33 protein-coding genes and 1 pseudogene are annotated in these 24,080 nt (G+C 47.3%); 7 read left to right on the top strand and 27 right to left on the bottom strand.

Annotation, left to right across the window (positions count from 1 at the left end; all coding sequences use genetic code 11):
- Nucleotides 1-242: 242 nt before the first annotated feature.
- From infA to rplC, 21 genes are all read right to left on the bottom strand, one after another.
- A complete protein-coding gene (gene infA, locus QT984_RS24960) occupies nt 243-467 on the bottom strand; it encodes a translation initiation factor IF-1 (protein ID WP_006276978.1) in 225 nt (74 codons plus the stop codon).
- 293 nt (nt 468-760) lie between these two features.
- Nucleotides 761-1,345, bottom strand: coding sequence for an adenylate kinase (locus QT984_RS24955; protein WP_333057794.1), 585 nt, complete (start codon nt 1,343-1,345; stop codon nt 761-763).
- A gap of 5 nt (nt 1,346-1,350) precedes the next feature.
- Nucleotides 1,351-2,655 (bottom strand): preprotein translocase subunit SecY, encoded by a 1,305-nt coding sequence (secY, locus tag QT984_RS24950; protein ID WP_333057793.1) that lies wholly within the window; start codon nt 2,653-2,655, stop codon nt 1,351-1,353.
- Nucleotides 2,656-2,757: 102 nt separating this feature from the next.
- On the bottom strand, nt 2,758-3,204 hold the full coding sequence (gene rplO, locus QT984_RS24945; protein WP_006634984.1) for a 50S ribosomal protein L15: 447 nt from the start codon (nt 3,202-3,204) through the stop codon (nt 2,758-2,760).
- 146 nt (nt 3,205-3,350) lie between these two features.
- A complete protein-coding gene (gene rpsE / locus QT984_RS24940) occupies nt 3,351-3,899 on the bottom strand; it encodes a 30S ribosomal protein S5 (RefSeq protein WP_190745441.1) in 549 nt (182 codons plus the stop codon).
- Between the two features lie 131 nt (nt 3,900-4,030).
- The gene (gene rplR / locus QT984_RS24935; RefSeq protein ID WP_333057792.1) at nt 4,031-4,393 is read right to left on the bottom strand and encodes a 50S ribosomal protein L18; all 363 of its coding nucleotides are present in this window, start codon (nt 4,391-4,393) and stop codon (nt 4,031-4,033) included.
- 2 nt (nt 4,394-4,395) lie between these two features.
- Nucleotides 4,396-4,944 carry a 50S ribosomal protein L6 gene (rplF, locus tag QT984_RS24930; RefSeq protein WP_333057791.1) on the bottom strand — a complete coding sequence of 183 codons (549 nt, stop codon included), beginning with the start codon at nt 4,942-4,944 and terminating at the stop codon, nt 4,396-4,398.
- Between the two features lie 123 nt (nt 4,945-5,067).
- Nucleotides 5,068-5,472 (bottom strand): 30S ribosomal protein S8, encoded by a 405-nt coding sequence (gene rpsH / locus QT984_RS24925; protein WP_190657976.1) that lies wholly within the window; start codon nt 5,470-5,472, stop codon nt 5,068-5,070.
- A gap of 22 nt (nt 5,473-5,494) precedes the next feature.
- Entirely contained in the window at nt 5,495-6,040 is a 546-nt protein-coding gene (rplE, locus tag QT984_RS24920) for a 50S ribosomal protein L5 (RefSeq protein ID WP_006634989.1), read from the bottom strand.
- 146 nt (nt 6,041-6,186) lie between these two features.
- Entirely contained in the window at nt 6,187-6,549 is a 363-nt protein-coding gene (gene rplX / locus QT984_RS24915) for a 50S ribosomal protein L24 (protein ID WP_333057790.1), read from the bottom strand.
- 1 nt (nt 6,550) lies between these two features.
- Entirely contained in the window at nt 6,551-6,919 is a 369-nt protein-coding gene (gene rplN / locus QT984_RS24910; protein WP_006634991.1) for a 50S ribosomal protein L14, read from the bottom strand.
- Between the two features lie 116 nt (nt 6,920-7,035).
- The gene (rpsQ, locus tag QT984_RS24905; RefSeq protein ID WP_006634992.1) at nt 7,036-7,284 is read right to left on the bottom strand and encodes a 30S ribosomal protein S17; all 249 of its coding nucleotides are present in this window, start codon (nt 7,282-7,284) and stop codon (nt 7,036-7,038) included.
- 68 nt (nt 7,285-7,352) lie between these two features.
- Nucleotides 7,353-7,634 carry a 50S ribosomal protein L29 gene (gene rpmC / locus QT984_RS24900; RefSeq protein WP_333057789.1) on the bottom strand — a complete coding sequence of 94 codons (282 nt, stop codon included), beginning with the start codon at nt 7,632-7,634 and terminating at the stop codon, nt 7,353-7,355.
- 160 nt (nt 7,635-7,794) lie between these two features.
- Nucleotides 7,795-8,214, bottom strand: coding sequence for a 50S ribosomal protein L16 (gene rplP / locus QT984_RS24895; RefSeq protein WP_333057788.1), 420 nt, complete (start codon nt 8,212-8,214; stop codon nt 7,795-7,797).
- 115 nt (nt 8,215-8,329) lie between these two features.
- Complete coding sequence (gene rpsC, locus QT984_RS24890; protein ID WP_006634995.1) at nt 8,330-9,058, bottom strand: 30S ribosomal protein S3; 729 nt, start codon at nt 9,056-9,058, stop codon at nt 8,330-8,332.
- A gap of 114 nt (nt 9,059-9,172) precedes the next feature.
- Nucleotides 9,173-9,532 carry a 50S ribosomal protein L22 gene (rplV, locus tag QT984_RS24885; protein ID WP_006634996.1) on the bottom strand — a complete coding sequence of 120 codons (360 nt, stop codon included), beginning with the start codon at nt 9,530-9,532 and terminating at the stop codon, nt 9,173-9,175.
- Nucleotides 9,533-9,629: 97 nt separating this feature from the next.
- Nucleotides 9,630-9,911 carry a 30S ribosomal protein S19 gene (rpsS, locus tag QT984_RS24880; protein WP_041623488.1) on the bottom strand — a complete coding sequence of 94 codons (282 nt, stop codon included), beginning with the start codon at nt 9,909-9,911 and terminating at the stop codon, nt 9,630-9,632.
- Nucleotides 9,912-10,024: 113 nt separating this feature from the next.
- The gene (gene rplB, locus QT984_RS24875) at nt 10,025-10,888 is read right to left on the bottom strand and encodes a 50S ribosomal protein L2 (RefSeq protein ID WP_333057787.1); all 864 of its coding nucleotides are present in this window, start codon (nt 10,886-10,888) and stop codon (nt 10,025-10,027) included.
- Between the two features lie 175 nt (nt 10,889-11,063).
- Nucleotides 11,064-11,372: a 50S ribosomal protein L23 gene (locus tag QT984_RS24870; RefSeq protein ID WP_006634999.1), complete on the bottom strand. Its 309-nt coding sequence runs from the start codon at nt 11,370-11,372 to the stop codon at nt 11,064-11,066.
- Complete coding sequence (gene rplD / locus QT984_RS24865; protein ID WP_190657994.1) at nt 11,365-11,997, bottom strand: 50S ribosomal protein L4; 633 nt, start codon at nt 11,995-11,997, stop codon at nt 11,365-11,367. The genes QT984_RS24870 and rplD overlap by 8 nt, the downstream gene beginning before the upstream one ends.
- A gap of 189 nt (nt 11,998-12,186) precedes the next feature.
- The gene (gene rplC / locus QT984_RS24860; RefSeq protein WP_190657996.1) at nt 12,187-12,822 is read right to left on the bottom strand and encodes a 50S ribosomal protein L3; all 636 of its coding nucleotides are present in this window, start codon (nt 12,820-12,822) and stop codon (nt 12,187-12,189) included.
- A gap of 430 nt (nt 12,823-13,252) precedes the next feature.
- Between rplC and QT984_RS24855 the strand changes: the two genes are divergently transcribed.
- The 3 genes from QT984_RS24855 to QT984_RS24845 all read left to right on the top strand — a co-directional run bounded on the left by QT984_RS24855 (nt 13,253) and on the right by QT984_RS24845 (nt 15,007).
- Nucleotides 13,253-13,729 carry an NAD(P)H-quinone oxidoreductase subunit N gene (locus QT984_RS24855; RefSeq protein WP_333239162.1) on the top strand — a complete coding sequence of 159 codons (477 nt, stop codon included), beginning with the start codon at nt 13,253-13,255 and terminating at the stop codon, nt 13,727-13,729.
- A 114-nt stretch (nt 13,730-13,843) separates the two neighbouring features.
- Nucleotides 13,844-14,449, top strand: coding sequence for a VWA domain-containing protein (locus QT984_RS24850; RefSeq protein WP_333057785.1), 606 nt, complete (start codon nt 13,844-13,846; stop codon nt 14,447-14,449).
- A 72-nt stretch (nt 14,450-14,521) separates the two neighbouring features.
- Nucleotides 14,522-15,007 carry a salt stress protein, Slr1339 family gene (locus QT984_RS24845; RefSeq protein WP_333209328.1) on the top strand — a complete coding sequence of 162 codons (486 nt, stop codon included), beginning with the start codon at nt 14,522-14,524 and terminating at the stop codon, nt 15,005-15,007.
- Between the two features lie 351 nt (nt 15,008-15,358).
- Here the strand turns inward: QT984_RS24845 and QT984_RS24840 are convergent, their stop codons facing one another.
- From QT984_RS24840 to QT984_RS24830, 3 genes are all read right to left on the bottom strand, one after another.
- Entirely contained in the window at nt 15,359-15,898 is a 540-nt protein-coding gene (locus QT984_RS24840; protein WP_333057783.1) for a dCMP deaminase family protein, read from the bottom strand.
- Nucleotides 15,895-17,445, bottom strand: coding sequence for a thymidylate synthase (locus QT984_RS24835; RefSeq protein WP_333057782.1), 1,551 nt, complete (start codon nt 17,443-17,445; stop codon nt 15,895-15,897). The genes QT984_RS24840 and QT984_RS24835 overlap by 4 nt, the downstream gene beginning before the upstream one ends.
- A 76-nt stretch (nt 17,446-17,521) precedes the next feature.
- On the bottom strand, nt 17,522-18,145 hold the full coding sequence (locus QT984_RS24830; RefSeq protein ID WP_333057781.1) for a Uma2 family endonuclease: 624 nt from the start codon (nt 18,143-18,145) through the stop codon (nt 17,522-17,524).
- A 144-nt stretch (nt 18,146-18,289) separates the two neighbouring features.
- Here QT984_RS24830 and QT984_RS24825 point away from each other — a divergent pair.
- The 4 genes and pseudogenes from QT984_RS24825 to QT984_RS24810 all read left to right on the top strand — a co-directional run.
- Nucleotides 18,290-18,527 (top strand): annotated as a pseudogene (locus QT984_RS24825) (HD domain-containing protein); the annotation flags it as partial.
- 136 nt (nt 18,528-18,663) lie between these two features.
- Entirely contained in the window at nt 18,664-19,005 is a 342-nt protein-coding gene (locus QT984_RS24820; RefSeq protein ID WP_445243067.1) for a hypothetical protein, read from the top strand.
- Nucleotides 19,006-19,055: 50 nt separating this feature from the next.
- The gene (locus tag QT984_RS24815) at nt 19,056-20,189 is read left to right on the top strand and encodes an ABC transporter ATP-binding protein (RefSeq protein WP_333057780.1); all 1,134 of its coding nucleotides are present in this window, start codon (nt 19,056-19,058) and stop codon (nt 20,187-20,189) included.
- A 362-nt stretch (nt 20,190-20,551) separates the two neighbouring features.
- The gene (locus QT984_RS24810; RefSeq protein WP_333057779.1) at nt 20,552-20,956 is read left to right on the top strand and encodes a hypothetical protein; all 405 of its coding nucleotides are present in this window, start codon (nt 20,552-20,554) and stop codon (nt 20,954-20,956) included.
- Between the two features lie 63 nt (nt 20,957-21,019).
- Here the strand turns inward: QT984_RS24810 and QT984_RS24805 are convergent, their stop codons facing one another.
- The 3 genes from QT984_RS24805 to rbfA all read right to left on the bottom strand — a co-directional run bounded on the left by QT984_RS24805 (nt 21,020) and on the right by rbfA (nt 23,823).
- Entirely contained in the window at nt 21,020-21,253 is a 234-nt protein-coding gene (locus tag QT984_RS24805; protein WP_333057778.1) for a DUF4327 family protein, read from the bottom strand.
- 369 nt (nt 21,254-21,622) lie between these two features.
- Entirely contained in the window at nt 21,623-23,275 is a 1,653-nt protein-coding gene (locus QT984_RS24800; protein WP_333057777.1) for a glycoside hydrolase family 3 N-terminal domain-containing protein, read from the bottom strand.
- Nucleotides 23,276-23,412: 137 nt separating this feature from the next.
- On the bottom strand, nt 23,413-23,823 hold the full coding sequence (rbfA, locus tag QT984_RS24795; protein ID WP_333057776.1) for a 30S ribosome-binding factor RbfA: 411 nt from the start codon (nt 23,821-23,823) through the stop codon (nt 23,413-23,415).
- Nucleotides 23,824-24,080 lie beyond the last annotated feature (257 nt).

Below are 24,080 nucleotides of genomic sequence, written 5' to 3'. Positions count from 1 at the left end.
GTTGTTTCATGAAGGAGCCCGCTTGCACCCACTCCCATTGCTGGGTAAAGTTCGCCTGCGCCAGAGTGGTGGCGAGCGATGTTTTTACGGTGTAACAATGACTTAACCCGATACACCGGTAGGTTGTTGACGCCCTTCTCGGCAACACTACAAACGTAGCATTATAGCATAAATTTGAAGCTTTTTACCAAATTCTCTCTAAATTAAACTTAGAATTAGTTTTTAGAAAGTTTTATCTAAGCCTATTTTTTCCGAAGGCGATATGTAATCCTGCCTTTGGTCAAGTCATAGGGAGTCAATTCGACTTTGACGCGATCGCCAGGCAGAATTTTGATGTAGTTGCGGCGGATCTTGCCGGAAATGTGAGCCAGCACGTTAAACCCATTATCTAGGTCAACGCGAAACATCGCATTGGGCAGGGATTCCGTCACTGTCCCTTCCATTTCAATTAAATCTTGCTTAGACAATTTGGTATTTACCTCAACTCTACATTTGATTAACTAGGAGTGTCCCGGCGTGAGCCTCAAAACCTATTTACTGGTAGGAGTCCAACGGGAACGGGGGGCAATAATTAGGGCGCCTCGATCGACTTTAATACTCAACCAACCGCTTGTTTTAGCTTTACTTGAGTAAAGTTGTGGCAATTAGTATCGAGTTCAATCCGGTCTCTAGCAACCCTCACAAAACCTGATAGCACAAAAAGCTCCTAGTTAACATATCTTAGCAAAAGCTTGTGAGTAACAAGCTGTATTGAGAGGGTTCAAGAGTCGATCGAGAGAGATTGTTGCAGTTCTGCGGTGACTAATTCCATTGCTTGATCGCCATCAACCGCAACTAACTGTTGACGGCCGCTGTAAAAATCAATCAAAGGCTCAGTTTGCTCGCGATAAACTTGCAACCGACGGCGGATCGTCTCCTCATTGTCATCCTGCCGGCCCCGCGACAGCAGGCGAGACACCAAAATGTCGTCAGGAACGTCGAGATTAACAGCTTTGAGACCACACTTTGGGTTCGATGTACTCCCCTCGGCACCGCTAAGCTCGTGCAGCAGTTTGTCTAAAAAAGTTGCCTGGGTAACAGTGCGGGGAAAGCCGTCGAGAATCCAGCCCGCATTAGCGTCCGGTTCATTCAAGCGTTCCTGCACGATATCCATCAGCAATTGGTCGGGAACCAACTCACCCCTGTCCATGTAGGCTTGCGCCTTTAGACCCAAGGCAGTTTTCGCCACCACGCAGGCGCGCAGGATTTCGCCGGTAGAAATGTGGGGTATTTTCCAGAGAGCGCCTAATATCTGAGCCTGAGTTCCCTTTCCCGCCCCTGGAGGCCCCATGAAAATAAATTGCATTACGATTACTTCACCATTCCTTCATATCTCTGGGAGATGACGTAAGTTTGAATTTGCTTAGCAGTTTCGATCGCGACACCTACTAGAATCAGTAGGGAAGTTGCGCCAAAACCTCTAAAAGTTTGCACTCCGATCGCGCTTTCTACAGCAGTTGGTACAATGGCCACCAGACCGAGAAAAATCGCTCCCAAGAAAGTCAAACGGTTCAAAACCTTCTCCACATAATCACTCGTTTTCTGACCCGGACGAATTCCCGGAATGCTAGCGCCCATTTTTTTCAAGTTCTGAGACATATCTACGGGGTTGACAATCAACGAAGCGTAGAAATAGCTGAAGAATAGAATCAAAGTCAGATAAAACAGCGCGTAAGCCCAAGGGGCTGGGCCGTTCGGACTCAAAACATTAGCAACTTGAACCAAAAACGGGTTATTGAGAGACTGAGCGAGGAAAGAAGGCACAATCAACACCGAAGATGCAAAAATAATCGGCATCACTCCGCCTTGATTCAAGCGCAGGGGCAGATAACTCCGGCTCTCCCGATAAACTTTGCGGCCGACTTGGCGCCGGGCAGAGATAATCGGAATGCGGCGAGTACCTTCCTGAACAAAAACAATCCCGACAATCGTCACCAAAAAGACCAGCAGTAGAACGACTACGCGGCCGACAACTTGCGTGTCCCCACTTTGAGCCAATTCAAAAGTTTGTCCCAAAGAGCGTGGCAATACCGACACAATATTGATAAAAATCAACAACGAAGCTCCGTTCCCGATACCTCGTTCCGTCACCACTTCCGATATCCACATCACAAACATTGAGCCGGCTGTCAGAGCCAAAGCAGTTTCTGCTATGAATAAAGGCGCTGGAGATTGAGCAAAAGGGCTGACCCAAATCGCAATGCCAATACTTTGCAGAATTGCCCAGCCCAATGAAACGTAGCGAGTAATTTGAGAAATCTTGCGCCGCCCCGCTTCCCCTTCATTTTTTTGCAAGTCTTCTAAGCTTGGCAGAGCCGCAGTTAGAAGTTGCACAATAATTGAAGCATTAATGTAGGGCAAAATCCCCAACGCGAAAATCCCCAAAGCAGACAAGCCGCCTCCTGAGAACAAATCCAGAAAGCCAATTAAAGGGCTATTTTGGACGTTTTGGGCAAAGGCGACTCGATCGATGCCGGGGACTGGCAAGTGGACACCCAGGCGTACTAAAATCAGTAAGCCAACGGTTACGAGGATGCGGCCTCGCAAACCAGCAGCTTGAGCCATCTGCATGAACGTCTCTTGTGCAGTTGGCGCTTTCTCTCTACTAACGTCCATAGTTACGATTTTGGATTTTAGATTTGGGATTTTCGACTAAATCATTTTCTGATAGCAAGCTTGAGGATTTGAGATTTGGACAGACTCTCAAACCTCAAATCTTCACGCAACTAATTCGCAACTTCCGCCTGCAGCTTCAATTTTGGTGCGAGCACCTGCGGTAAAAGCCGAGGCGCGCACTTGCAAAGGTACATTCAGTTCGCCATCTCCTAAGATTTTCAGCGGCCCGTCGTCTGTGGTGACAATTTTTGCTTGGATCAGAGAGGTGAGAGTAACTTCGGTGTTTGCTGGCAGCGATGCTAATTTACTTACATTAATGGTAGTGTACTCTTTCCGGTTCACTAGAGGGAAGCTTTTCAACTTGGGGAGACGGCGGTAGAGAGGATTTTGACCTCCTTCAAAACCGGGTCTAGTGCCGCTACCGGCTCTAGATTTTTGACCGCGCATCCCTTTGCCGGAGCTCGCGCCTTGACCGGCAGAAATACCTCTGCCCAAGCGTCGGGGGCGCTTTTGGGAGCCTGCTTTGGGTCGGGCGTCTTGCAATCTCATAGTTTTAGTAATTGGTAATTGGTAATTGGTATTTAGAGAGGGGGTACGCAGTAGTTTTGAGTGCGTGAGTTTTGAGTTGCGGATTTTTTTATTTTCACCGCAAGCACTTAACACTCAAAACTTACAGTTTCCCATTCTCGCGTGCCCTAACCGTAGAGATTTTCTACTGGAATTCCGCGCTCTTGAGCAACTTCGGACAAGGTGCGGAGGGTGGAGAGGGCATTGACTGCGGCTCGGGCGTTGTTTAAGGGATTTCCAGAACCTAGCTGTTTGGCTAAGATGTTGCGGACTCCTGCTAGTTCGAGAACAGTTCGCACTGCTCCCCCTGCAATTACCCCGGTTCCTGGAGCGGCCGGCCGCATCATCACTTTAGCTCCGCCACCGTCACCGTTGATGGGGTGAGGGATGGAGTTAGATTTGGTGAGGGGGACTTCAATTAGGTGCTTTTTGCCGTCAGCGACGCCTTTTTTAACGGCACCGATTACGTCGCTAGCTTTGCCGACTCCTACTCCTACTTGACCGCGTTCGTTGCCGATAATGACTATGGCGCGGAAGCTGAGTTTTTTACCACCTTTGACTACTTTGGTAACGCGCCGAATCTGAACAACCCGTTCTTGCCATTCGGATTCTTTTTCGCGCCCTTTGTTGTTGCTGCTGCTTTTTTTCTTGTTGCGCTGTTCTTTTTGTTCTGCCATAGTTTTGTTCTTTGGGAATTGGGGATTAGTAACTGGTAGTTGGAAATGAGAAATTAACAATTAGGAATTAAGAATTTTGTTGTATATTCTTTTTTCCTTCTTCCTTCTTCCTTCTTCCTTCTTCCTTCTTCCTAAAAGTCTAACCCCGCTTCGCGAGCTGCTTCTGCGAGGGCTTTGACACGACCGTGATAGAGGTTGCCCCCGCGATCGAATACGACTTTGACTATGCCAGCGCTGGAACAGCGTTTGGCAATCAACTGACCGACTTGCACGCTCGCGGAACAGTTGCCGCCAGAACTGAGAGTTGACTTCAATTCGGGATCGAGGGTTGACGCGGAGGCCAAAGTGTGCTGGGCGGTGTCGTCGATGACTTGAGCGTAGATGTGCTGATCTGAGCGAAATACCGCTAGTCTGGGACGTTCGGCGGTGCCGAACACCTTGCGCCGAACACGGCGGTGTCTGCGCTGGACTGATTCTTTGCGAGTAAGCTTCATTGTTACTTCTTACCTGTTTTGCCTGTTTTACCAGCTTTGCGCCGGACAACTTCGCCGCTGTAGCGAATGCCTTTGCCCTTGTAGACTTCGGGCGGACGCACCGCGCGGATGCGGGCTGCTGTATTGCCTACGAGTTCTTTGTCAATGCCGGAGACAATGACGTTGGTGTTGCCTTCAACTGCCATTGTGATGCCTTCTGGAGGGGGCATTTCAACGGGTTTGCTGTAACCGACGTTTAAAATCAGGTTCCGTCCTTGAACCTGTGCCCGATAACCTGTGCCGATAATTTCGAGACGCCGCTGAAAACCTTCTGATACACCTTCGACCATGTTGGCGACGAGGGTGCGGCACAAGCCGTGCAGTTGTCTGGCGACGCGAGATTCGTCTCGGCGGGTAACGAGTAAAGTCTCGCCTTCAATTCCCATGAGGATTTCGGCTGGGATAACTCGGGAAAGTTCACCTTTAGGGCCTTTGACGGCTACTTTTTGACCGTCTAGGGTGACGGTGACTTTCGTGGGGATGCTAATCGGACGCTTGCCAATTCGCGACATAGTTTTTTGGTCCTTTGTTTTTAGTTATTAGTCCTTGATTATTAGTGCTTAGTTATTAGTCCTTAGTGATTGATTTTTGAGTCTGTTGCCAACGACCAGTGACTAATGACTAATGACTAATGACTACCAAACATAACAAAGCACTTCACCGCCCAAACCTTGGCGTCGAGCTTCTCTATCCGTCATAATGCCGCTGGAGGTGGAAATAATGGCAATGCCAATTCCGCCTAATACTCTGGGCAATTCTTTACGGTTCGAGTAAACGCGCAGTCCTGGTTTGCTGACTCGCTTAAGTGCCGTGATAATGGGCTTGCGAGTTTTACCTTTGTACTTTAGAGAAAGCACTAAATGTCGCTTGACCCCTTCTGCTTCTGCTTCTTCAAATTCGCCGATGAAGCCTTCACTTTTGAGGACTTGGGCGATGCTGCGGGTCATTTTTGTAGCTGGAATTTGCGTTGTTTGGTGGCGCGCCATGCAAGAATTGCGAATGCGCGTCAACATATCTGCTATGGTATCGTTAGCTGCCATCTTTTGCTTCTTACTCTAGTGCTTAGTTGTCCCGGAACGGCATTCCCATTTCTTTAAGCAAGGCGCGTCCTTCTTCGTCGGTGTTTGCTGTGGTGATAATTGAAATGTCCATGCCTCGAATTTGATCGATGCGGTCATATTCTATTTCTGGAAAAATTAGCTGTTCTCTCAGACCCAAGCTGTAGTTGCCGCGCCCGTCGAAGCTTTTGGGGCTGATGCCGCGGAAGTCGCGGATGCGGGGAAGTGCGAGGTTGATCAGCCGATCGAGAAAATCGTACATCCGATCGCCGCGCAGCGTCACCATAACGCCGACGGGTACTCCTTTGCGGATTTTGAAGCCTGCGATCGCTTTTTTCGCCCGCGTCACCACTGGTTTTTGACCGGTGATGATGCCAATTTCGTTGATCGACGAATCCAGTGCCTTAGCGTTTTGAGATGCTTCTCCCAAACCGCGGTTCACTGTGACTTTGACGAGTTTAGGAACCTGATGGATATTAGTATATTTAAACTGATCCATCAGTGTGGGAACGATTTTTCCTTGATAAAGAACTTTGAGTTTGTCCGGCATAGTTTTTGTGTTTCGTTAACTGTCCCTGGGCTTGGTCAGGGAATTATTAGTTGTCAGTTGACTGTTGTCAGTTGTCCGTTGACTGTTGTCCGTTGACTGTTGTCAGGAAAGCATTTGTCTAATGACTAATGACTAAAGACTAATGACTAATTATCGATGATTTCTCCAGTTTTTTTGAGCTGTCGCAGTTTCCGACCGTCTTCGCTAAATGTATAGCAAACGCGGCTAGCTATTTTTTCTTTTTCGGAATAGTGCATGACATTGGAGCTGTGAATGGGAGCCTCAAACGTGAGTATTTTCCCGGACTCTCCCTCTTGCTGGGGCTTGACGTGCTTTGTTCTGATGTTTACACCTTTAACAATTACTTTGCTGACTTTAGGATATGTCTTTAAGATTTCTCCGACTTTTCCTTTCTCTTTGCCAGTAATTATTTGCACGGTGTCGCCTGCTTTGACGTGCATTCTGTAGCGCTGCGGCTCGCTAGTTGGTTTACCCTTTTTTCCGTACATTTTAAAGTACCTCCGGGGCTAAGGAAACGATTTTAGTAAAGTTTTTGTCGCGCAGTTCGCGGGCGACGGGGCCGAAGACGCGAGTGCCTTTGGGGTTGCCGTCTACGTTGATAATAACGGCGGCGTTATCGTCAAAACGAATGCTCATGCCACTGTCGCGGCGCAAACCTTTGCGGGTTCTGACAATGACAGCCCGAACGACATCTGATTTTTTGACGGCCATATTGGGGATGGCGTCTTTGACGACGGCAATGATGACATCGCCGACTCCGCCGTAGCGACGGTTGCCGCCTCCCAATACGCGGATGCACATCAGTTTGCGGGCTCCGCTATTGTCGGCGACATTGAGGTATGTCTGGGGTTGAATCATGGTGATTGTTGACTGTTAACTGTTGACTGTTAACTGTTGACTGTTAACTGTTGACTGTTGACGGCTAATTGATTAATCAAGTACCGATCGGGCGAGCGCGAGATCGCAATTAACTCTTAGCCGTTTTTTGTCCCAAAAATCTCAGCAACCGTCCAACGTTTGGTTTTGCTCAGTGGGCGAGTTTCAGTGATGCGGACGCGATCGCCGGATTTGCACTGATTTTCTTCGTCGTGAGCTTTGTACCGCTTGGTGCGGACTACGATTTTGCCGTATTTGGTGTGGGAGGAGCGGTTTTCGATTGCTACCACGACGGTTTTATCCATCTTGTCGCTGACTACTACGCCAACTCGTTCTTTAATTGCCATAGCTACCTATTTTTGTTGTGCAATTGACTTGTTTTTAGCTACTGTGCGAGCCGAGGCTAGGCTGCTGCTCACTCTGGGCTGACTTCTGGGCTGGGAGCAGAATCTGCTGTTTCTTTAGCTGGGGCTGATTTTGCTGCAGCTTCTTTCTCAGCAAGGATTTGGCGCTCGCGTTCAACTGTCATCAATTGAGCTAGCCGGTGTTTGGCGTGCTTGAACAGGTGAGGCTTTTCCATGCGGCCGGTAGCTTGCTGGAGCCGCAATTCCATTAGTTGGCGCTTGACGGCTAAAATTTGCTCTGCTACTGCAGCATCGCTTAATTCTCTAGCTTCTTTAATCTTGGTCAAAGACATAATTGTGTGCTTTATCGTTAGCGAGCGGTATGACAGAAGACAGAATTGTCTCGCTTGGCTGAAGGTCGAAGGAAAGAAAAGTTATGAAAGCCAGATTTTAAAATGCTGTAGCCGTTTAAAATGCTGATTAATACAGACCTAATTCTACCTTCGCTCTTCGCTATGACTGGTCTTCTTCGCGAGTGATGAACTTGGTTTTAATTGGTAATTTGAAAGATGCCAAACGCATTGCTTCGCGGGCAGTTTCTTCACTTACGCCGCCAATTTCAAACATTACCCGGCCCGGTTTGACCACGGCAACCCAAAACTCTGGTGAGCCTTTACCAGAACCCATCCGGGTTTCTGCTGCGCGCTGGGTGACTGGTTTGTCGGGAAAAATGCGAATCCAGATTTTGCCACCCCGACGGATATAGCGGGTCATGGCGCGCCGTCCGGCTTCTATTTGGCGGGAAGTGATCCAGGCGGGTTCGACGGCTTGGAGCGCGAAGTCGCCAAAGCTAACTGTGTTGCCGCGGGTGGCAACACCGCTCATTCGCCCGCGCTGTTGTTTGCGAAATTTGGTTCTTTTAGGGCTTAACATGGCGAAAGGGAGTTGGGTAATTGGTAATTGGTAATTGGTAATTGGTGATTGCTAATTGCTAATTGGTTTGGAACAACTGACAATTAACAAGTGACAACTAACAGTTAACAATTAGCTAGCCTTCGTTCGATCGATCTTCAAAGTTCTGGCGGCGGCGCTTTTGTTTGGTACGGGGCACTGCGGCATTTGGTGCTGCCTCTTGTTCCTGTCCGGGAATAATTTCACCTTTGAAAACCCAAACTTTAATGCCCAGAATACCGTAGATGGTTTGAGCAGTGCAGTAAGAGTAGTCGATGTCGGCCCGCAGCGTGTGCAAGGGGACTCTTCCTTCGCGCGTCCATTCGGTACGGGCAATTTCTGCACCGTTGAGGCGTCCGCTGACTTGAATTTTGATGCCTTGGATGCCGACTTTTTGGGCGCGGGTGATTGCTTGGCGGACTACTCGGCGGAAGGATACGCGCCGTTCTAGTTGCTGAGCGATGTATTCTGCGATCAATGTGGCATCGGCATCTACTCGCTGGACTTCGACGACGTTGATGCGGATTTGGCGGTTGCTACCGAGTTGCTGCTGCAAACCGACGCGCAAGGTTTCGATGCCTGCTCCGCCGCGGCCTACGACAACGCCTGGTCTGGCGGTGAACACTTCTAGGTCGATTTGATCGGCTTTCCGCTCAATTTTGACCGATGAAATACCGGCATTGCTGAGGGTTTTACGAACGTACTTGCGAATTTTATAGTCTTCTTGCAAGAGTTCTGGATAGTTTTTGGGATCGGCAAACCAGCGAGAGCGGTGCTCTTGGGTAATGCCGAGGCGAAAACCAATTGGATGTATTTTTTGGCCCATAATAGTTGATGAGTTAATTGGTAATTGGTAATTGGTAATTGGTAATTGGTAATTGGTGATTACCCATTTTTTTCAACTTTAAGCTGTTTATTACCTCTTACGTTTTTCCCTGGTTTAGTTTTCTACGAGCGGAGCTACTACTACGGTAATGTGACAGGTTGGCTTGCGGATTTGGTAGGCGCGACCTTGAGCGCGGGGTCTAAAGCGTTTGAGGACTGGGCCTTGGTCTGCGTAAGCTTGAGACACTACTAGCTTGGATTTATCCAATCCTGCGTTGTGTTCGGCGTTTGCTACTGCCGATCGCAAAACTTTGACGATTGGTTCGCAGGCGCGGTAGGGCATGAATTCGAGTAAAATCAGCGCTTCTTGGTAGCTTTTGCCGCGAATTTGGTCGAGGACTCGGCGCACTTTGAAGGGGGATGTCCGGATGTAACGGGCGATCGCCTTAATTTCGGATGTGGTATCTATAACCATTTCGATTTGGGTAATTGGTAATTGGTAATTGGGAAAAAGGTAATTGGTAATTGGGAAAAAGTTTGTCCGATTACCTATTACCTGTCACCTAATTCGGCTATCTTTTTGCCTTTTTATCACCACTTTTCGCGTGACCTCTAAAGGTGCGAGTGGGGGAAAATTCTCCGAGTTTGTGACCTACCATTTGGTCGGTGAGGTAGACGGGTACGTGCTGTCTGCCGTTGTGAACGGCGATCGTGTGACCTACCATTTGGGGCAGGATTGTGGAAGAGCGCGACCAAGTTTTAATTACTTGTTTTTGGCCGGCGGCGTTGAGTTTTTCGATTTTTGTCATCAGATGATCTGCGACAAAGGGGCCTTTTTTTAGCGATCGAGACATGATTTTTTTAGTAATTCAGGAGTCATTAGTCAGCTTTCAGCAGTCATTGGTCATCAGTCCTCAGTCATTAGTTAGCAGTTAATAACTAAGCACTGAAGACTGCTGACTGATGACTAGCTTTGTCTGCCGCCCTTGCCGCGTTTGGAAGCTTTGCGGCGGCGCCGGACTATTAAAGCGTCGCTGCGCTTGTTTTTGCGTCGAGTTTTTGCACCCAATGCTGGTTTACCCCAAGGAGTGACAGGCCCCGGACGTCCGATGGGAGCTCTGCCTTCGCCACCGCCGTGCGGGTGGTCTACCGGGTTCATGACGCTACCGCGAACGGTGGGTCTGCGACCTTTCCAGCGGGTGCGGCCGGCTTTACCCAAGCTGATGTTTCTGGCGTCTGTGTTGCCGACTTGACCGATGGTGGCGTAGCAGTCGGCGCGGACTTTGCGCTGTTCGCCGGATGGCAGTTTGAGGGTGACGTAGCTACCTTCTTTTGCCATTAGCTGAGCGCTGGAGCCGGCGGAGCGAACGATTTGTCCGCCTTTTCCGGGTACTAGCTCGACGTTGTGGATGCTTGTACCGAGGGGAATGTTCTTCAGGGGGAGGGCGTTACCGATTTCGATCGGCGCGTCTGGGCCTGAGACAATTACTGTACCGACGTTTAAGTTGAGCGGGTGCAGGATGTACCGTTTTTCGCCGTCTTTGTAGAACAGGAGGGCGATGCGGGCGTTGCGATTGGGGTCATATTCGATCGCCTTGACGGTAGCGGGAATGCTGTGTTTGTCGCGGCGGAAGTCAATGTCTCTATACAGCCGTTTGTGACCGCCTCCCCGGTGGCGACAGGTAATGACGCCTCGGTTGTTGCGGCCTTGTTTGGTGTGCTTGTTGCTGGTTAGAGACTTTTCTGGCTCTGATCTGGTAATTTCAGCAAAGTCCGAGACGGTTTGTTCTCGGGTGCTGGAGGTATAAGGTCGGTAAGAACGGATGCCCATAATCGATCTATTTTAGATTTTGGATTTTGGATTTTGGATTTGACGTTTATCGATTTTAGATTTTAGGTTGAAGATTGGCGATATTTGGTTAACTTACGAGTTTTCTGGTTCGATAATTTCCACCAGTTAACCGCAATTTAAAATCTAAAATCTAAAATCTAAAATCCAAAATCGTCTAGACTTCTGGGAATAGGAGTTTGCGGATCGAGTCTCCGTCGGTCAGAGTTACGGTTGCTCGCTTGTAACAAGGTTTAAAGCCGACGAATTTGCCAACTCGACGCTTTTTGCGCGGCGGGTTTTGGGTGTTGACGCCGATGACTTTGACCTTAAATAGTTCTTCGATTGCAGCTTTGATTTGAGGCTTCGTCGCTTTGGGAGCTACGTCGAATGTGAATTGATTTAATTCCATCATTCGGGTAGCTTTCTCGGTGAGAATCGGACGCTGGATCAAATCTGCGTAGTCGCGGGGGTCGATTTTACTCACCGTAAATCTCCTGAATTTTAGCTATGGCTGTAGATGTGACGATAATTTTGTCAGCCGCGAGAACGTCGTAAACATTCAGGGAGGTTGCCAAGATGACGTTTACTAATTCGATGTTGCGTCCGGATAAGTAGACGTTTGGTTGCGGTTCTGGCAAGATTAACAGAACTTTTGTATCGGGTTCGATGCCCCAGCGGGCGATCGCACTCAGCAATTCTTTGCTTTTCGGTCTCGGAAATTGCTCTGCAAATTCTTCAACCACAATGATGTCTTCGGTGCGACTTTGGAATGCTGTCCGCAAAGCGAGACGGCGTTCCTTTTTGTTCATTTTGACTTCAAAGTCTCTCGGTTTTGGCCCGAAGATGACACCGCCGCCCCGCCACAGCGGAGAACGGATTGAACCTGCTCTGGCTCGGCCGGTGCCTTTTTGACGCCAGGGTTTGCGGCCACCGCCTCTGACTTCCGATCGAGTTTTGGTGCAAGCATTTCCTTGACGAGCGTTATTCAGTTGCCGCGTCAATGCTCTGTGAACGATGTGAGACGCATTTTCTTCTTTGGCTACGCGCAGTTCTAAAGTTGTTTCTCCAACTTCTTCGCCTTGCCAATTTCGCACTACACAATTAACCATATCTTTTGTCCTTTGTCTGTTGTTAGTTGTCTGTTGTTAGTTGTCTGTTGTCTGTTGTCTGTCGTCTGTTGTCTGTTTTCAGGTCTTAGTTTTGGGTTTTAGTTTTCAGCTTTTAGTTCTTAGTTATTGCTTGCTACTAACGACCAACCACTATCTACTGACTGCTGACTACTGACTAATGACTACTGACTAACGTCCTACTTTTTTCTCAGGCACAACATTGACTAAGGCGCCAGCTTTGCCGGGAACTGCTCCCTTAATTAGCAGCAAATTCTGCTCTGTATCCACCCGGACAATTGTTAGTTTGCGGACGGTGACTTGAACGTTGCCCATACGTCCTGCCATTCTTTTCCCAGGATAAACGCGACCAGGAGTAGTTCCAGGTCCGATCGATCCAGGCTCGCGGTGGTTCTTGGAACCGTGAGACATGGGGCCTCGTTTAAAGTTGTGGCGCTTTTGAAAACCTGCAAAACCTTTACCGATGCTTGTACCGATGACATCTACTATTTGTCCCGGTGTAAAGGTATCTGCTTTTAGTTGTTGACCTAATTCAAAGGAACTGGTGTCTTCCAAGCGGTATTCCTGCAAGTGGCGCAATGGATTCGCCCCCGACTTGGCAAGGTGTCCTAGTTCTGGCTTGTTTAGAGCCTTTGGTTTGACTTCGTTGTATCCAACTTGAACGGCACCGTAGCCGTCAGTTTGTTTGGTTTTGATTTGAGTTACTGTACAAGGCCCTGCTTGTATGACGGTGACGGGGATGGCTCTCCCTTGGTCGTCAAACACTTGAGTCATGCCTAGTTTAGTGCCAAGAATGCCTACAGACACGGATTTTCTTCCTTTTATTTACGCAAGAGGTTTCGGATTGCGAAATTTACGTCAATCCGCTTGCTCTTGTGCAGAAACATTTATTTCAGTGTTCCTGCAATTAACTGTTATCAACCAACAGCCTTCCTCGGTGTTTAAAATTTGAGTTTTAAATTTGGGAGCGAGCTTGTGGAAGTCTTGCAAGGGTTGAGATTCGCGGCTTTTTACCTACTATATCTCCGAGTTTTGTCTCGGTCTTGCTTTTTTGTGCCAGGACTTGAGCAGCAAACCACTCAGTATCCTTGACGGCGACAATTCACAATAGTACATGAAGTGTTTGCCGTTTGTCAAGGCCGCGATGAGAATTTTTCGCCTCAACTTTAGGATTTATAATATTTCCAGCTCGCAAGCAGCGATCGACCAAATTTTGATACAGCAGGAAACACAATTTATGGGACTGATTACGACAGGATCTGATCTGATTCGGGATTTGGAAAAGTCGGGGTCGCTGGCCCTGTACGTTCCTTTAGAAGGAGGATTTGAGGGGCGCTACCTCCGCAGGCTGAGGGCTGCGGGCTACGGTGGGTACACGATTACGGCGCGGGGTTTGGGCGATTTGGCGATGTATTTAACGGGGGTTCACGGGGTGCGGCCACCGCATTTGGGCAAGAAAACTACTGGCAATGAAGGGGCTGTGGGTTATACGTACTACGTGCCGCCGATGTTGAAAACTCAATTAGACAATTTGCCACCTAAAGCAAAAGGACTGGTGCTGTGGATTATTGAAGGGCAGATTTTGTCGAGTCAGGAGATTGAGTATTTGACTGTTTTGCCGACGTTAGAACCGCGAGTTAAAATAGCAGTTGAGATGGGGGGCGATCGAGCTTTTAGCTGGAAGCCACTTAAAGATGCTTTAGTTGCAGCTTAAATTCCGGTATTTGCGATCGCAAATCAACTAAAAAACGCAGCGAGCAACTAAAGCTCAACAGCTTCTGCTCGCTGGTTTTGATATTTTTGGAACTTAATTAACAGGAAAAATCTTATGCTTCAGAACCGCGATTATACCATCATTATTGACAAAAGCGGCAGTATGTACACAAAAGACCAGATGGGCGGTAAAAGTCGGTGGGCGCTCATGCAAGAATCGACGATCGCATTGGCGAATAAATGCGAAGAACTCGATCCTGATGGCATAACAGTTTATGTGTTTTCCGGTCGCTTCAAGCGCTACGACAACGTAACATCAGCTAAAGTCGTGCAAATTTTCCAAGAAAACGAACCTTCGGGAACTACGAATTTAGCGGCTGTTCTGCAAGACGCCTTGAACAGTTATTTTCAGCGCAAAGCATCCGGTAAGACTAAGCAAAATGGGGAAACAATATTAGTAGTGACGGACGGCGAACCGGACGATCGCAAAGAAGTGATGAAAACGATTATAGAGGCTTCCCGGAAGCTCGATCGAGATGAAGAGTTGGCGATTTCTTTCATTCAAGTAGGAAATGCGCCGGAAGCTACTAAGTTTCTCAAAATATTGGATGACGAACTGCAAAGCGCCGGGGCTAAATTTGATATCGTTGATACTGTCACGATGGATGATATTGAAGGAATGACCCTGACAGAGGTATTGCTGAATGCAATAACTGATTGAGGAGGCGGGCGAAGTTCACGCGATTATATTTGGGCTAGTTAGCCCAGCAGCATTTTTTAGGGGGTTTAAGTTATGGAATCTATCGAACGCCTGTTAGGTGAACTTAAGGCAGAGTATCAAGCATCTCAAAAAAATGCTGAGTTGAAAACTCAGGCGCCGGTGCAAGCACAAGCGCCGGCAAATCCAACATTTAAAACATCAGATATAAATTTGTATGCTAGTCCTTTGGACAAGGATTTAGCTCAAATTAAGGCTGAGTACGAAGCGCAAAATAAAGCTCAAGAAGTGGCTTCACAGCAACCCCTTAAGGCTGAGCACGAAGCACAAAATCAAGCTCAGGAAGTAGCTTCACTGGAACCGCAGCCAGCAGAAAAAGTCGCGGTGCCGGAGTTGGACGTACAAACGCACAGACAGAAAGTTAGGCAAGCTCAGGTTTGGCTGAAAAAGTTGGATAAGAATTCCGATGAGGGATATTGGTTCGATCAGTTTGCTTTTAAGTATTCTTCGAGGATAGATGCGGCGATCGACTATTTGCAAGTGGTGAATGAGTTTGATTGATTGAACTACACCGTATTCATAATTTGTCAGGCCGTTTTTTGGTTAATTGCCATCTCTATTTGTTGTAAAGACACGGCAGTGCTGTGTCTTTGCAAAGGGTAAAATAAATATCATATCCTGTCTGATCGAGCGATTAAAAGGGCGGGTTTTTGAGATTGTCAATTATTGGCAGATATTTTTGGTGAACCCGCCCCTACCGTATTAGGGACCGGAAATAATATCCTGTGTATCACACGGGATTTAGGATACGGCACTGCCGTATCCCTACAAATTGCCAGCAAATAAATATCATTTATAGGGACACAGCACAGTTATTTCCTGTGGCTGCGACAACCACGGGAAGGATTGATCCTATACTAATTTTTTGGCAACAGATGTAGGATGCAACAAAAACAAAGCCGCCTTTTTTGCTGTATCTTCAGATAGCTGAATTTGTTTTAACTCAACAATACCTTCACTGATAAAAGTATCTCTCAAAGCAGCTTTTTCTCCGCTGTTAAAACTCGTTTCGTAAAACACTTCTCTAATGCCCGCCGCAATGACTAATTTCAAACAATAGATGCAGGGTTCTAAAGTGACGTAAATACTTGCCCCAGCAGTAGATATACCGTGTTTAGCAGCTTTGGCGATCGCATTTGCTTCCGCGTGAACCGCCCTTGAGGGCAAAGTTTTACTGGCGTCGCAACTACTCAAACCAGGATAGCAGAAGCCTTGAGTAGTACAGTGTGCCGAACCAGACGGCGAACCGTTGTAACCCGTTGCTAAAACTTGCCTGTTTTTAGTTATCACTGCGCCTACAGGAAAAGCCAAACAAGTCGATCGAGTAGCGGCCAATTTTGCTAACATTAAGAAGTATTCGTCCCAATTCGGTCTTTCTTCTTCTAGATTCATTTTCTATCCTGAATGTATTGGTTGCTGGTTTTCAGACACTCGGCCGCCTTTTGCAATTCTATTCCCAAATAACCAATATGCTCGCCTTTGATAGCCGGGGAAGCTGCACAAATTTCTCGCACTAACTTGAGAGGGTTTTTTCCAGAATAACAGGTGACAACTTCGCCACTGCCGGGGGTGGTTTGCGTGACAACTATTTGATTGTCGGCTACTTCAACTAAAAAATTGCCTGCTGCATCGAAAAAGTCTCGATCTTCGCAGATTTTAGCATATTGGGTTTGAATTAGTCGATCGGCATTTTCAAAGGTATCGTCATACAAGTGAGCCGATTGACTCAGCGTTACCAACGGGCCCATCGTCAAATTATAATCGGAACGCCTCGCAATTTCATCTCGAATGTGCTGCTGCAAAGCCCGCAAACCCATGGCATTAGCCGGCCAAGCCGCAAACATATCGTTACTGCGGAGAGTTGCGGTTAGCGATATTTCACCGTCTACAACTCGCACCCAAATGTGATTTAAACAAGGGCTGCCGCTGTGCTGGTGGTCTGAGGAACCGTCAGCCCTTCTGTTAACATTTCCGCCTGCATCCCACAGACTAATTACAGCACTTGCCGCGTCAATTTCCTTAATTAGTTTGGTAATAACTTCTTCAATTTGATCTCGTCCAAACCACGACCGCATCCGCTGTGCGTAGGTATATTTAATGCCTTCGTTATACGGGGCATCTTCCAGCATTTGCGGTTTGTACTGTTCGAGGAAATCGCGGTCGATTGGTAAGTAATTCGGTTCGGGAAAATAGAACTCCGCAGGTTCATCTGTAATCACTGCCATTAAGTCGATTAATTCTTGCCACTGTCCGTCGTAACCAGTCGGCCGCAAGGTGCCGGTGGTCTTAATTCGGTGAATGATTTTTACCCATGTTTCGGCGATAGTTTTGCCTTCGATTCTGTGTCCGTATTTCTGGCCGGGGAGTACGGTGGGGACGATTTCGACTAGCGGAAAAGTTACGGGTTCTCCCCAGGGTTCAACAGATTCTTTTTCAGAAAAACACTTGACAAAAGTCACTGTTTCTGCTATGTTCTTTGCTTCTTTCCATTCTATTGAATGACGCAATAGTTCTAAGGCTTCTGCTGCTATTTCAATATCAATGTAGCCAAATATTGAAGATTTAATTAGCCAGCAATCTCTACCTGTATCGCTTTTGCCTGCTTCAAAGCCGTTACGAAAAAAGTCGATTAGGCACGCTGCGGCACCGGAGTTGCGGTCTTCTTTGGTAGCGTTGAGAATTACTAAAAAGCGGACGTGGGGATTGCACAGCAAGTTTCTAATTAAGAAGTTGATGCCGCGAGTAGGAGAGTATAGTTGTCCGATGACAGCAAATTCATTGGGTTGTAATTTTTTGCCGTTAGCGCTGCCCTTGGAAAGGATCGCACTTTTTACTGTCCAGCCGCTGACAATGGCTGTTTGCCCCGTTCCGCAAATTAATTGATTTGGTTTGTATAGGGGTTTGTACTCAAATTTATTGACGAGATTTGTGGCTGTCATGGCTTACCGTTTTTTGCACCGCGTACTACTATATCAATACTGCAGAATCTTTGATAATTTTGTTTGAACAAATTCCTCAAGCCAACAATTCACTCACAGCTACGCTAAAACCTGCAAGCACACTTTGAGTGTTAACAACTTCATCGGCATTAAACAACCGCCAGCGTTGCCCTGCATTGACAAATATTAATCTAGCTTCAGGAAACAGCAACCAAACTTCTAAACATCCCGATTCCAAATATTCCTGAGCTTTGGCAAATAACTCTTCGCCACTATCTTCGGGAGAAGCAACTTCCGCTATCAAAGGAAAACTTTGGGAAAAGGCTGTAAAATTGCCTGATTGTGGCAGCAGTTCAGGAGTAATGTAAGCAACATCGGGACGGCGACCCTGTTTGCTAGTGCGGCAAAGGACTTCTGTAACAACTTCTCCTCCCTGTCCGCTGGAATGTTTGTAATTTCTCCAGGATGTAGATAATTTAGCTTGAGCGAGACCGTGCTTGAATGTCATTCCTGTTTTCTCAACTAAGTTGCCGTCAACCCATTCCATTCTATCAGGAGGCTTGACTAAAAACTTTTCGAGAGATATGACTTTTTTAGTCTCAGATTGTGGCGGAATTTCTGCTACATTTTCTAATTTTTGCGGTAGTTCTTGGTCTGAGTTTTGGTCGCCACTGTTTGGTATAATTATAGTAGCTGTCATGCTATAAACATCTCTTTAACGATTATAATTTTACAAGCGATCGCTCTCGATCGCATTCGATGACATGATTGAACTTGGTAGATTTTGTCTTTTCAACTTAGCCCGACAATTTATATATCATAGCAATTCAGAAAGGTGACTTTCATGATTCTCTCAAACCGTTTTTCTGAAGCCCTCACCTATGGGGCCGAATTGCACGCTACCCAAGTTCGCAAAGGTTCCGGCGTTCCCTACATTGCCCATTTGTTGGGCACTGCTAGTATAGCTTTAGAATATGGGGCAAATGAAGATGAGGCGATCGCAGCTTTGCTTCACTCCGGCGATCGAAGATCAAGGCGGCGCCACCACCCGCGAAGCCATCCGCCACCGCTTTGGCGATACCGTCAATCGATTTTAGATTTTAGATTTTAGATTTTAGATTGAAGAATTGACTTGCGCGAGATAAATACGTTCGGCAAGTTTCATCAGATACAGGTTTTTTATTTCTGGACGGATGAATCACGTGGCGGGTATCCTGGATGCTTTCGGTAACAGCGATTGTAGACGGCTGTACCGACAGTGACGAGACGCCGAAACCCCCTTGGGGACAGCGAAAACAAGCTTATATCGATCGCATTTCTACAGCTTCTGCCTCAGTCAGATTAGTCTCGGCTGCTGATAAACTTTATAATGCTCGATCGATCCTGAAAGATTCCCGTCAATTAGGAGATACTGTTTGGGAACGCTTCAAAGGTGGCAAAGATGGTTCTCTCTGGTATTATCGTTCTTTAGTAGAAGCATTCCGCAAAGCTGAGTTAACGCCTATAGTGGAAGAATTAGACCGCACAGTTTTAGAATTAGAACAGTTTTCTGAAGGCTGAACACTGAAGGTAAAAATCACTAATTATCAATTACCAATTACAGTCAAAAAATGGCAAATGTTCGCTTAGAAAATATTACCCGACGCTACCAAAACGTCACCGCGATCGAAAACATCAGCTTCAAAATCCCGGACGGGGAATTTTGGGTATTAGTCGGGCCCTCCGGCTGCGGAAAATCCACAATTATGCGGACAATTGCAGGTTTAGAAACCGCCACTTCCGGTAATCTTTACATCGGAGATAATTTAGTTAACAACATTCCGGCGAGACAGCGGGATGTAGCAATGGTGTTTCAAAATTACGCGCTTTATCCGCACATGACTGTCGCAGAAAACTTGGCATTTGGATTGCGGATGCGGAATGTTGACCCGACTAAAATTCAAGAACGAGTCGAAACAGTAGCCCGATCGCTCTCGATCGACCACCTCCTCAAGCGTAAGCCCAAACAGCTATCAGGCGGACAGCAGCAGCGGGTAGCACTGGGAAGGGCGATCGCCCGCGAACCGAAAGTATTTCTTTTAGATGAACCGCTTTCTAACCTCGACGCTCAACTGCGAGACGACACTAGAGCAGAACTCAAACAACTGCATCAACGGCTGGGAATTACCACAATTTACGTCACCCACGACCAAGTGGAAGCGATGACTTTAGCTGATAAGATTGTAGTCTTAAATGGGGGAAAAATTCAACAAATTGGAGACCCGCAAAGCATTTACGCCAAACCAGCTAACCGCATGGTTGCGACATTTTTAGGCAATCCCGCCATGAACATTTTGCCGGCAATTTATACTAACGACTCCTTTCAAGTAGGAGATCAATCTTTAGCCTGTCCGCCCTCGATTCAGAAAAAATTGCAGGCGAGAGAAGGACAAGGATTTGATTTGGGCATCCGTCCAGAAAATATAGAAATCTTTAGGCCACAAACAGTAGAAGAAGATGATTTGAAAAGCGATGTTTGGGCCTTAGAAAAAGTCCCCCTTGATGTAGAGGTAAAAGTAGTTGAACCTCTGGGGCGAGAAACTTTAATTCGGGCGAGTTTGCCGTTGTTGAGTGCTGAAACTACTGTACAGTTACAAATACCTGCAAGTGTTCGCTTGCGATCGGGCGATCGGCTAAAGGTACAGCTTGACTTCGATCGACTATTTATATTTGACCCTTCCACCGGTGAAGCGCTGTATCCTTAACGGGCTTGAACATGACTTACGCACGGGTAATCAGCCACCGGGGTTTTTTTAGTCGCCGTGCCTAAGTCCTCTTCAATCTAAAATCTAAAATCTAAAATCTAAAATAGACTGAGCCTTCCAGTGGGAAAGTCTCGATTCGTAGTTACAAAAATTTACACTTGACATTTATTAATTTACGCAGTAATGATACGATTAGTATTGGCACAACGGTAAAACCTCCCCCCAAAAGTTGATATTTCCTGAATCGGGGCGATCGCGACCCACAACGCCAGCATCTTCGCGCTAAAAAGCGGCTTTGCGCCCCGACTTGGGAGCAACTAGCGAACCAAAAACTCAGAAAAACGTTCTAGCGGCATTTTTAGATGAATCCCGACAACCTGCCTCAAATGCTGCAAACAGGATTTCACCTAACTTTAGGTGCAACTTCCTTTTTAATTGAGACATTGCAAGATCCCTTGAAGCGAGAAGAAAATCTGGACAAACTGAAGTCAGATTTTGGTCAGCTAGCCGATGATCTGCTGGAAAAAGGAGAAATGACTGAGCGAGAAGCCCGGAATTTTGTAGATACTATTTTCTCTCAACCGGGCGATCGGGAGAATGCAGACAGTGAATCTGTCTCGCCCAAGCAATCAGATGCAGCGAATGATGCTCCTCCCGAGTCGGTTGTACAGTCTAACGTAAAGCTAGAGATTCAAGAATTAACTGCACACATGGCAGCGCTAAGGGCCGAGTTGGAAAATTTGCGCGCCGAAAATTCCCAGTATTAAAGAATCAAGAGTCTTTAACACAGCCGGAGTTTACTTGCCAACTTAATTTAACAGAACCAAACTTTAGTCATTGTCCCATTTTTCAGAACCGATCAGGTCGGCGATGCGATCGCGCAGCAAGAAGTCGCATTTTTCTAATTCGCACTCTACACAAGCCCATTCCCGAGGCGGAATGAATTGGCAAAGCGTGTAGATCGGCTGTTGGCGGCTCAGCACGCCCTCGTGGACAAGGTGACGCGCTTCATCTTGGATCACATCTAAAGAGTATTGGATTTGGGGAATAGTGGAGTGAATCATAATGCGCCCTCAATGTTTTACTAAAAAATTTTATGGCCCTGGTAATAATATAGTCCAAACTTAGGAATATGGAAGTTAAATTTTGTCCGTATACAGCTATACAATTCACTGCCGTCCATTTAAAAAAATTATAGGAACGATCGGTAAGTGATGGGATCAGTCTTGGGATTTTCAGACGCAGCACATTTTCCTCAGTAGCAAGCGGATCTGCTGGAAAGCTCTATTGAGAACTTAGGAACCCGCCTCCAATTCCCGGTTTCTGGATACTTCGCCACCAAAGGCAGAATTTCTCGCGAGAAACCGGGTTGATAAATTTAACTCCTCACGCAGCAAGCAGCAAAGGAAAGATTCAGAATTCCCGCAAGCAACTCAATCATTACCAGTGGCGTCAATGCCGAATAGCACTTCTAGAACGAGAGATTGCGCTGTGGGCATCTGGCCAAAACAAAATACATAAGGAAGACTCGGAGGCAAGTGTGGCAAAAATTGCTCTAAAACGTAGGGACTGCCGTAAATTAACACAGCTTGCAGTTCTCCCGTTTTTAATAATTTCTTAAACCAATCTTGAGCTGCTTGGGTCAAACCAGCACTGCCTCGGAAGCAATTGCCGCGAATGAAAATTTGCAGCAGTGTCGGAGAAAAATGCTCTGCACCTGTATTTTCAGCGATCGCCCCTGTGCGATCGTCAATCAGTTGCAATTCGTAACCAAACTGTTCGGGAAGGGCGATCGCCGGAGTGTGGTTGCCCAAAAACTCGCACCCCAAAACATCATCTACAACAATCAAATTCCGCAAAAGCTGGTTTTCTGCGGGTTTTGCAACCTGCAAAGGTAGATTGCCGCCAAATTTCAAAGAATCTCGCAAAATATCGGCAGCAGTTGCCCTGGCATCAGGAGTTGCCAGCCAACTTAAGTCGATCGACTCGATCGAGTCGATCGATTGTAGATTCTTGCTCCCCCCCTTAGCAAGGGGGGGTTGGGGGGGGTCAGAAATCGGCAAACCCACCTTTATTTTCGCTTTCCAAATTCGCTTGACAGATTCCTGGATTTGTGATATGGGAATCCGCCCTTGAGTGACAGCTTCGCAGACAGCCAGAATCGCCCCTTCCGGGTCAAGCGGCATCAGCAAAACATCAGCACCAGCCTCAGCAGCCAAAACAGCAGCTTCATTAGCGCCGTACTTATTGGCGATCGCACCCATCACCAAAGCATCCGTCACAATCAAACCTTCAAATCCCAACTCTTCTCGCAGCTTCCCGATCAAAATTTTGCGAGAAAGAGTAGCAGGAAACTCGGCATCCCAAGCCGGAATCAGCAAGTGAGCACTCATCACAGCATCGACCCCAGCAGCCATCGCCTCAACAAAAGAAGGCAACTCAACCTCAGTCAATCTCGCTGGCGAATGCGGCAAAACCGGCAATTCCAAGTGAGAATCAACCGCGGTGTCCCCGTGGCCGGGAAAATGCTTAGCTGTAGTCAAAACCGGGTGCGGGCCTGCGCCGCGAATAAAAGCAGCGGCTAATTTCCCGACAATTTCCGGTGTCTCGCCAAAAGCGCGGACGTTAATCACAGGATTGTCGGGATTGTTGTTAACATCAACCACTGGTGCGAGAATCCAATTGAGACCGATCGCCCTAGCTTCGATCGCAGTGACAGCGCCCATTTGTTCAGCATATCGATCGGCTTTACCTGCATCCTGCCGGGCCACTTCAGCAATCGCCATCGGCGGCCCGAACCAAGTCGCCCCCGCGAACCGCTGGCCGACACCTTCTTCAATATCAGCCGCCAGCAACAGCGGAAACTTAGCCCAAGACTGCAATTGGTGCGATCGAACTGCCAACTCCGCAGCACTTCCCCCGACCAAAATCACCCCACCGACGCCCAAATTTTCCAGATAATAGCGGAGTTTGCTGGCAGTTGGTTCCCATTCCCGATAGCGAATTTGGTGGTCGAACAAGCAGCCAGAAGCGCGCACCACGAACATCTGGGCGACCAGTTCGGGCAAGGAAAGATTGTCAATCATTCGATTTTAGATTTTAGATTTTAGATTTTAGATTTTAGATTTGGGAATCGGGAATTGGGAATCGGGAATCGGCAAAACAGGGAATTGAGAATTTTCCCTATCTCCTTCTCTTCCCCTCTTCCTTCTTCCTTCTCGCTTCAATCGGGACTTTCATCCTCAGCGAATTCTTCATCGGGATCTAAAGTATCCGGTTTGCGATCGGCAGAAAGCTGATTCAGCAGTATCAACATTTTATCGCCCCGTTCCAAAGAACGGTCTTCCAGAAAAATCACTTCCGGCGTCCGGCGCAGTTGCAATCGTTGGCCCAACTGGTTGCGGACGTAGCTAGTAGCAGATTTCAAACCTTCCATAGTTTCAGCCTTCGCCTCATCAGTACCGTAGATGCTGACAAAAATTTTTGTATGCTGAAGGTCTCCCGAAACAATTACATCGGTAACGCTAACCATACCGGCACCTACCCGATCGTCCTTGATTCCATTCAGCAACATCAGGCTGACTTCCCGTTTAACCATTGAAGCTACACGCTCAATGCGACGACTTGTAGCCATAGCACCTACTCCTCTACTTTCCTAATCAGCCGTTTTTATCCCGATTGACAATTGTAGCGCGATCGGTCAGGGGTTTTACGGGCGATCGTCCAAGTTAGGGGTGAGATACAGCTTAGAGGAAAAAAAATGTTTGATTGCCTATAGGTGAATATATAGCAGCTAATATAGAGAGGTAGAGTGGGGAGCATCCCGATTTTGTAAAAGTGCTATCCAGAGAGGATAATAGGTAGAGCGTCAACGGAAGCGTGAACTGCATT

The sequence above is a fragment of the Microcoleus sp. Z1_B2 genome (genome assembly GCF_036700325.1).
Taxonomy (GTDB): Bacteria; Cyanobacteriota; Cyanobacteriia; order Cyanobacteriales; family Microcoleaceae; genus Microcoleus.
This window is presented reverse-complemented; position numbering and strand designations above follow the sequence as displayed.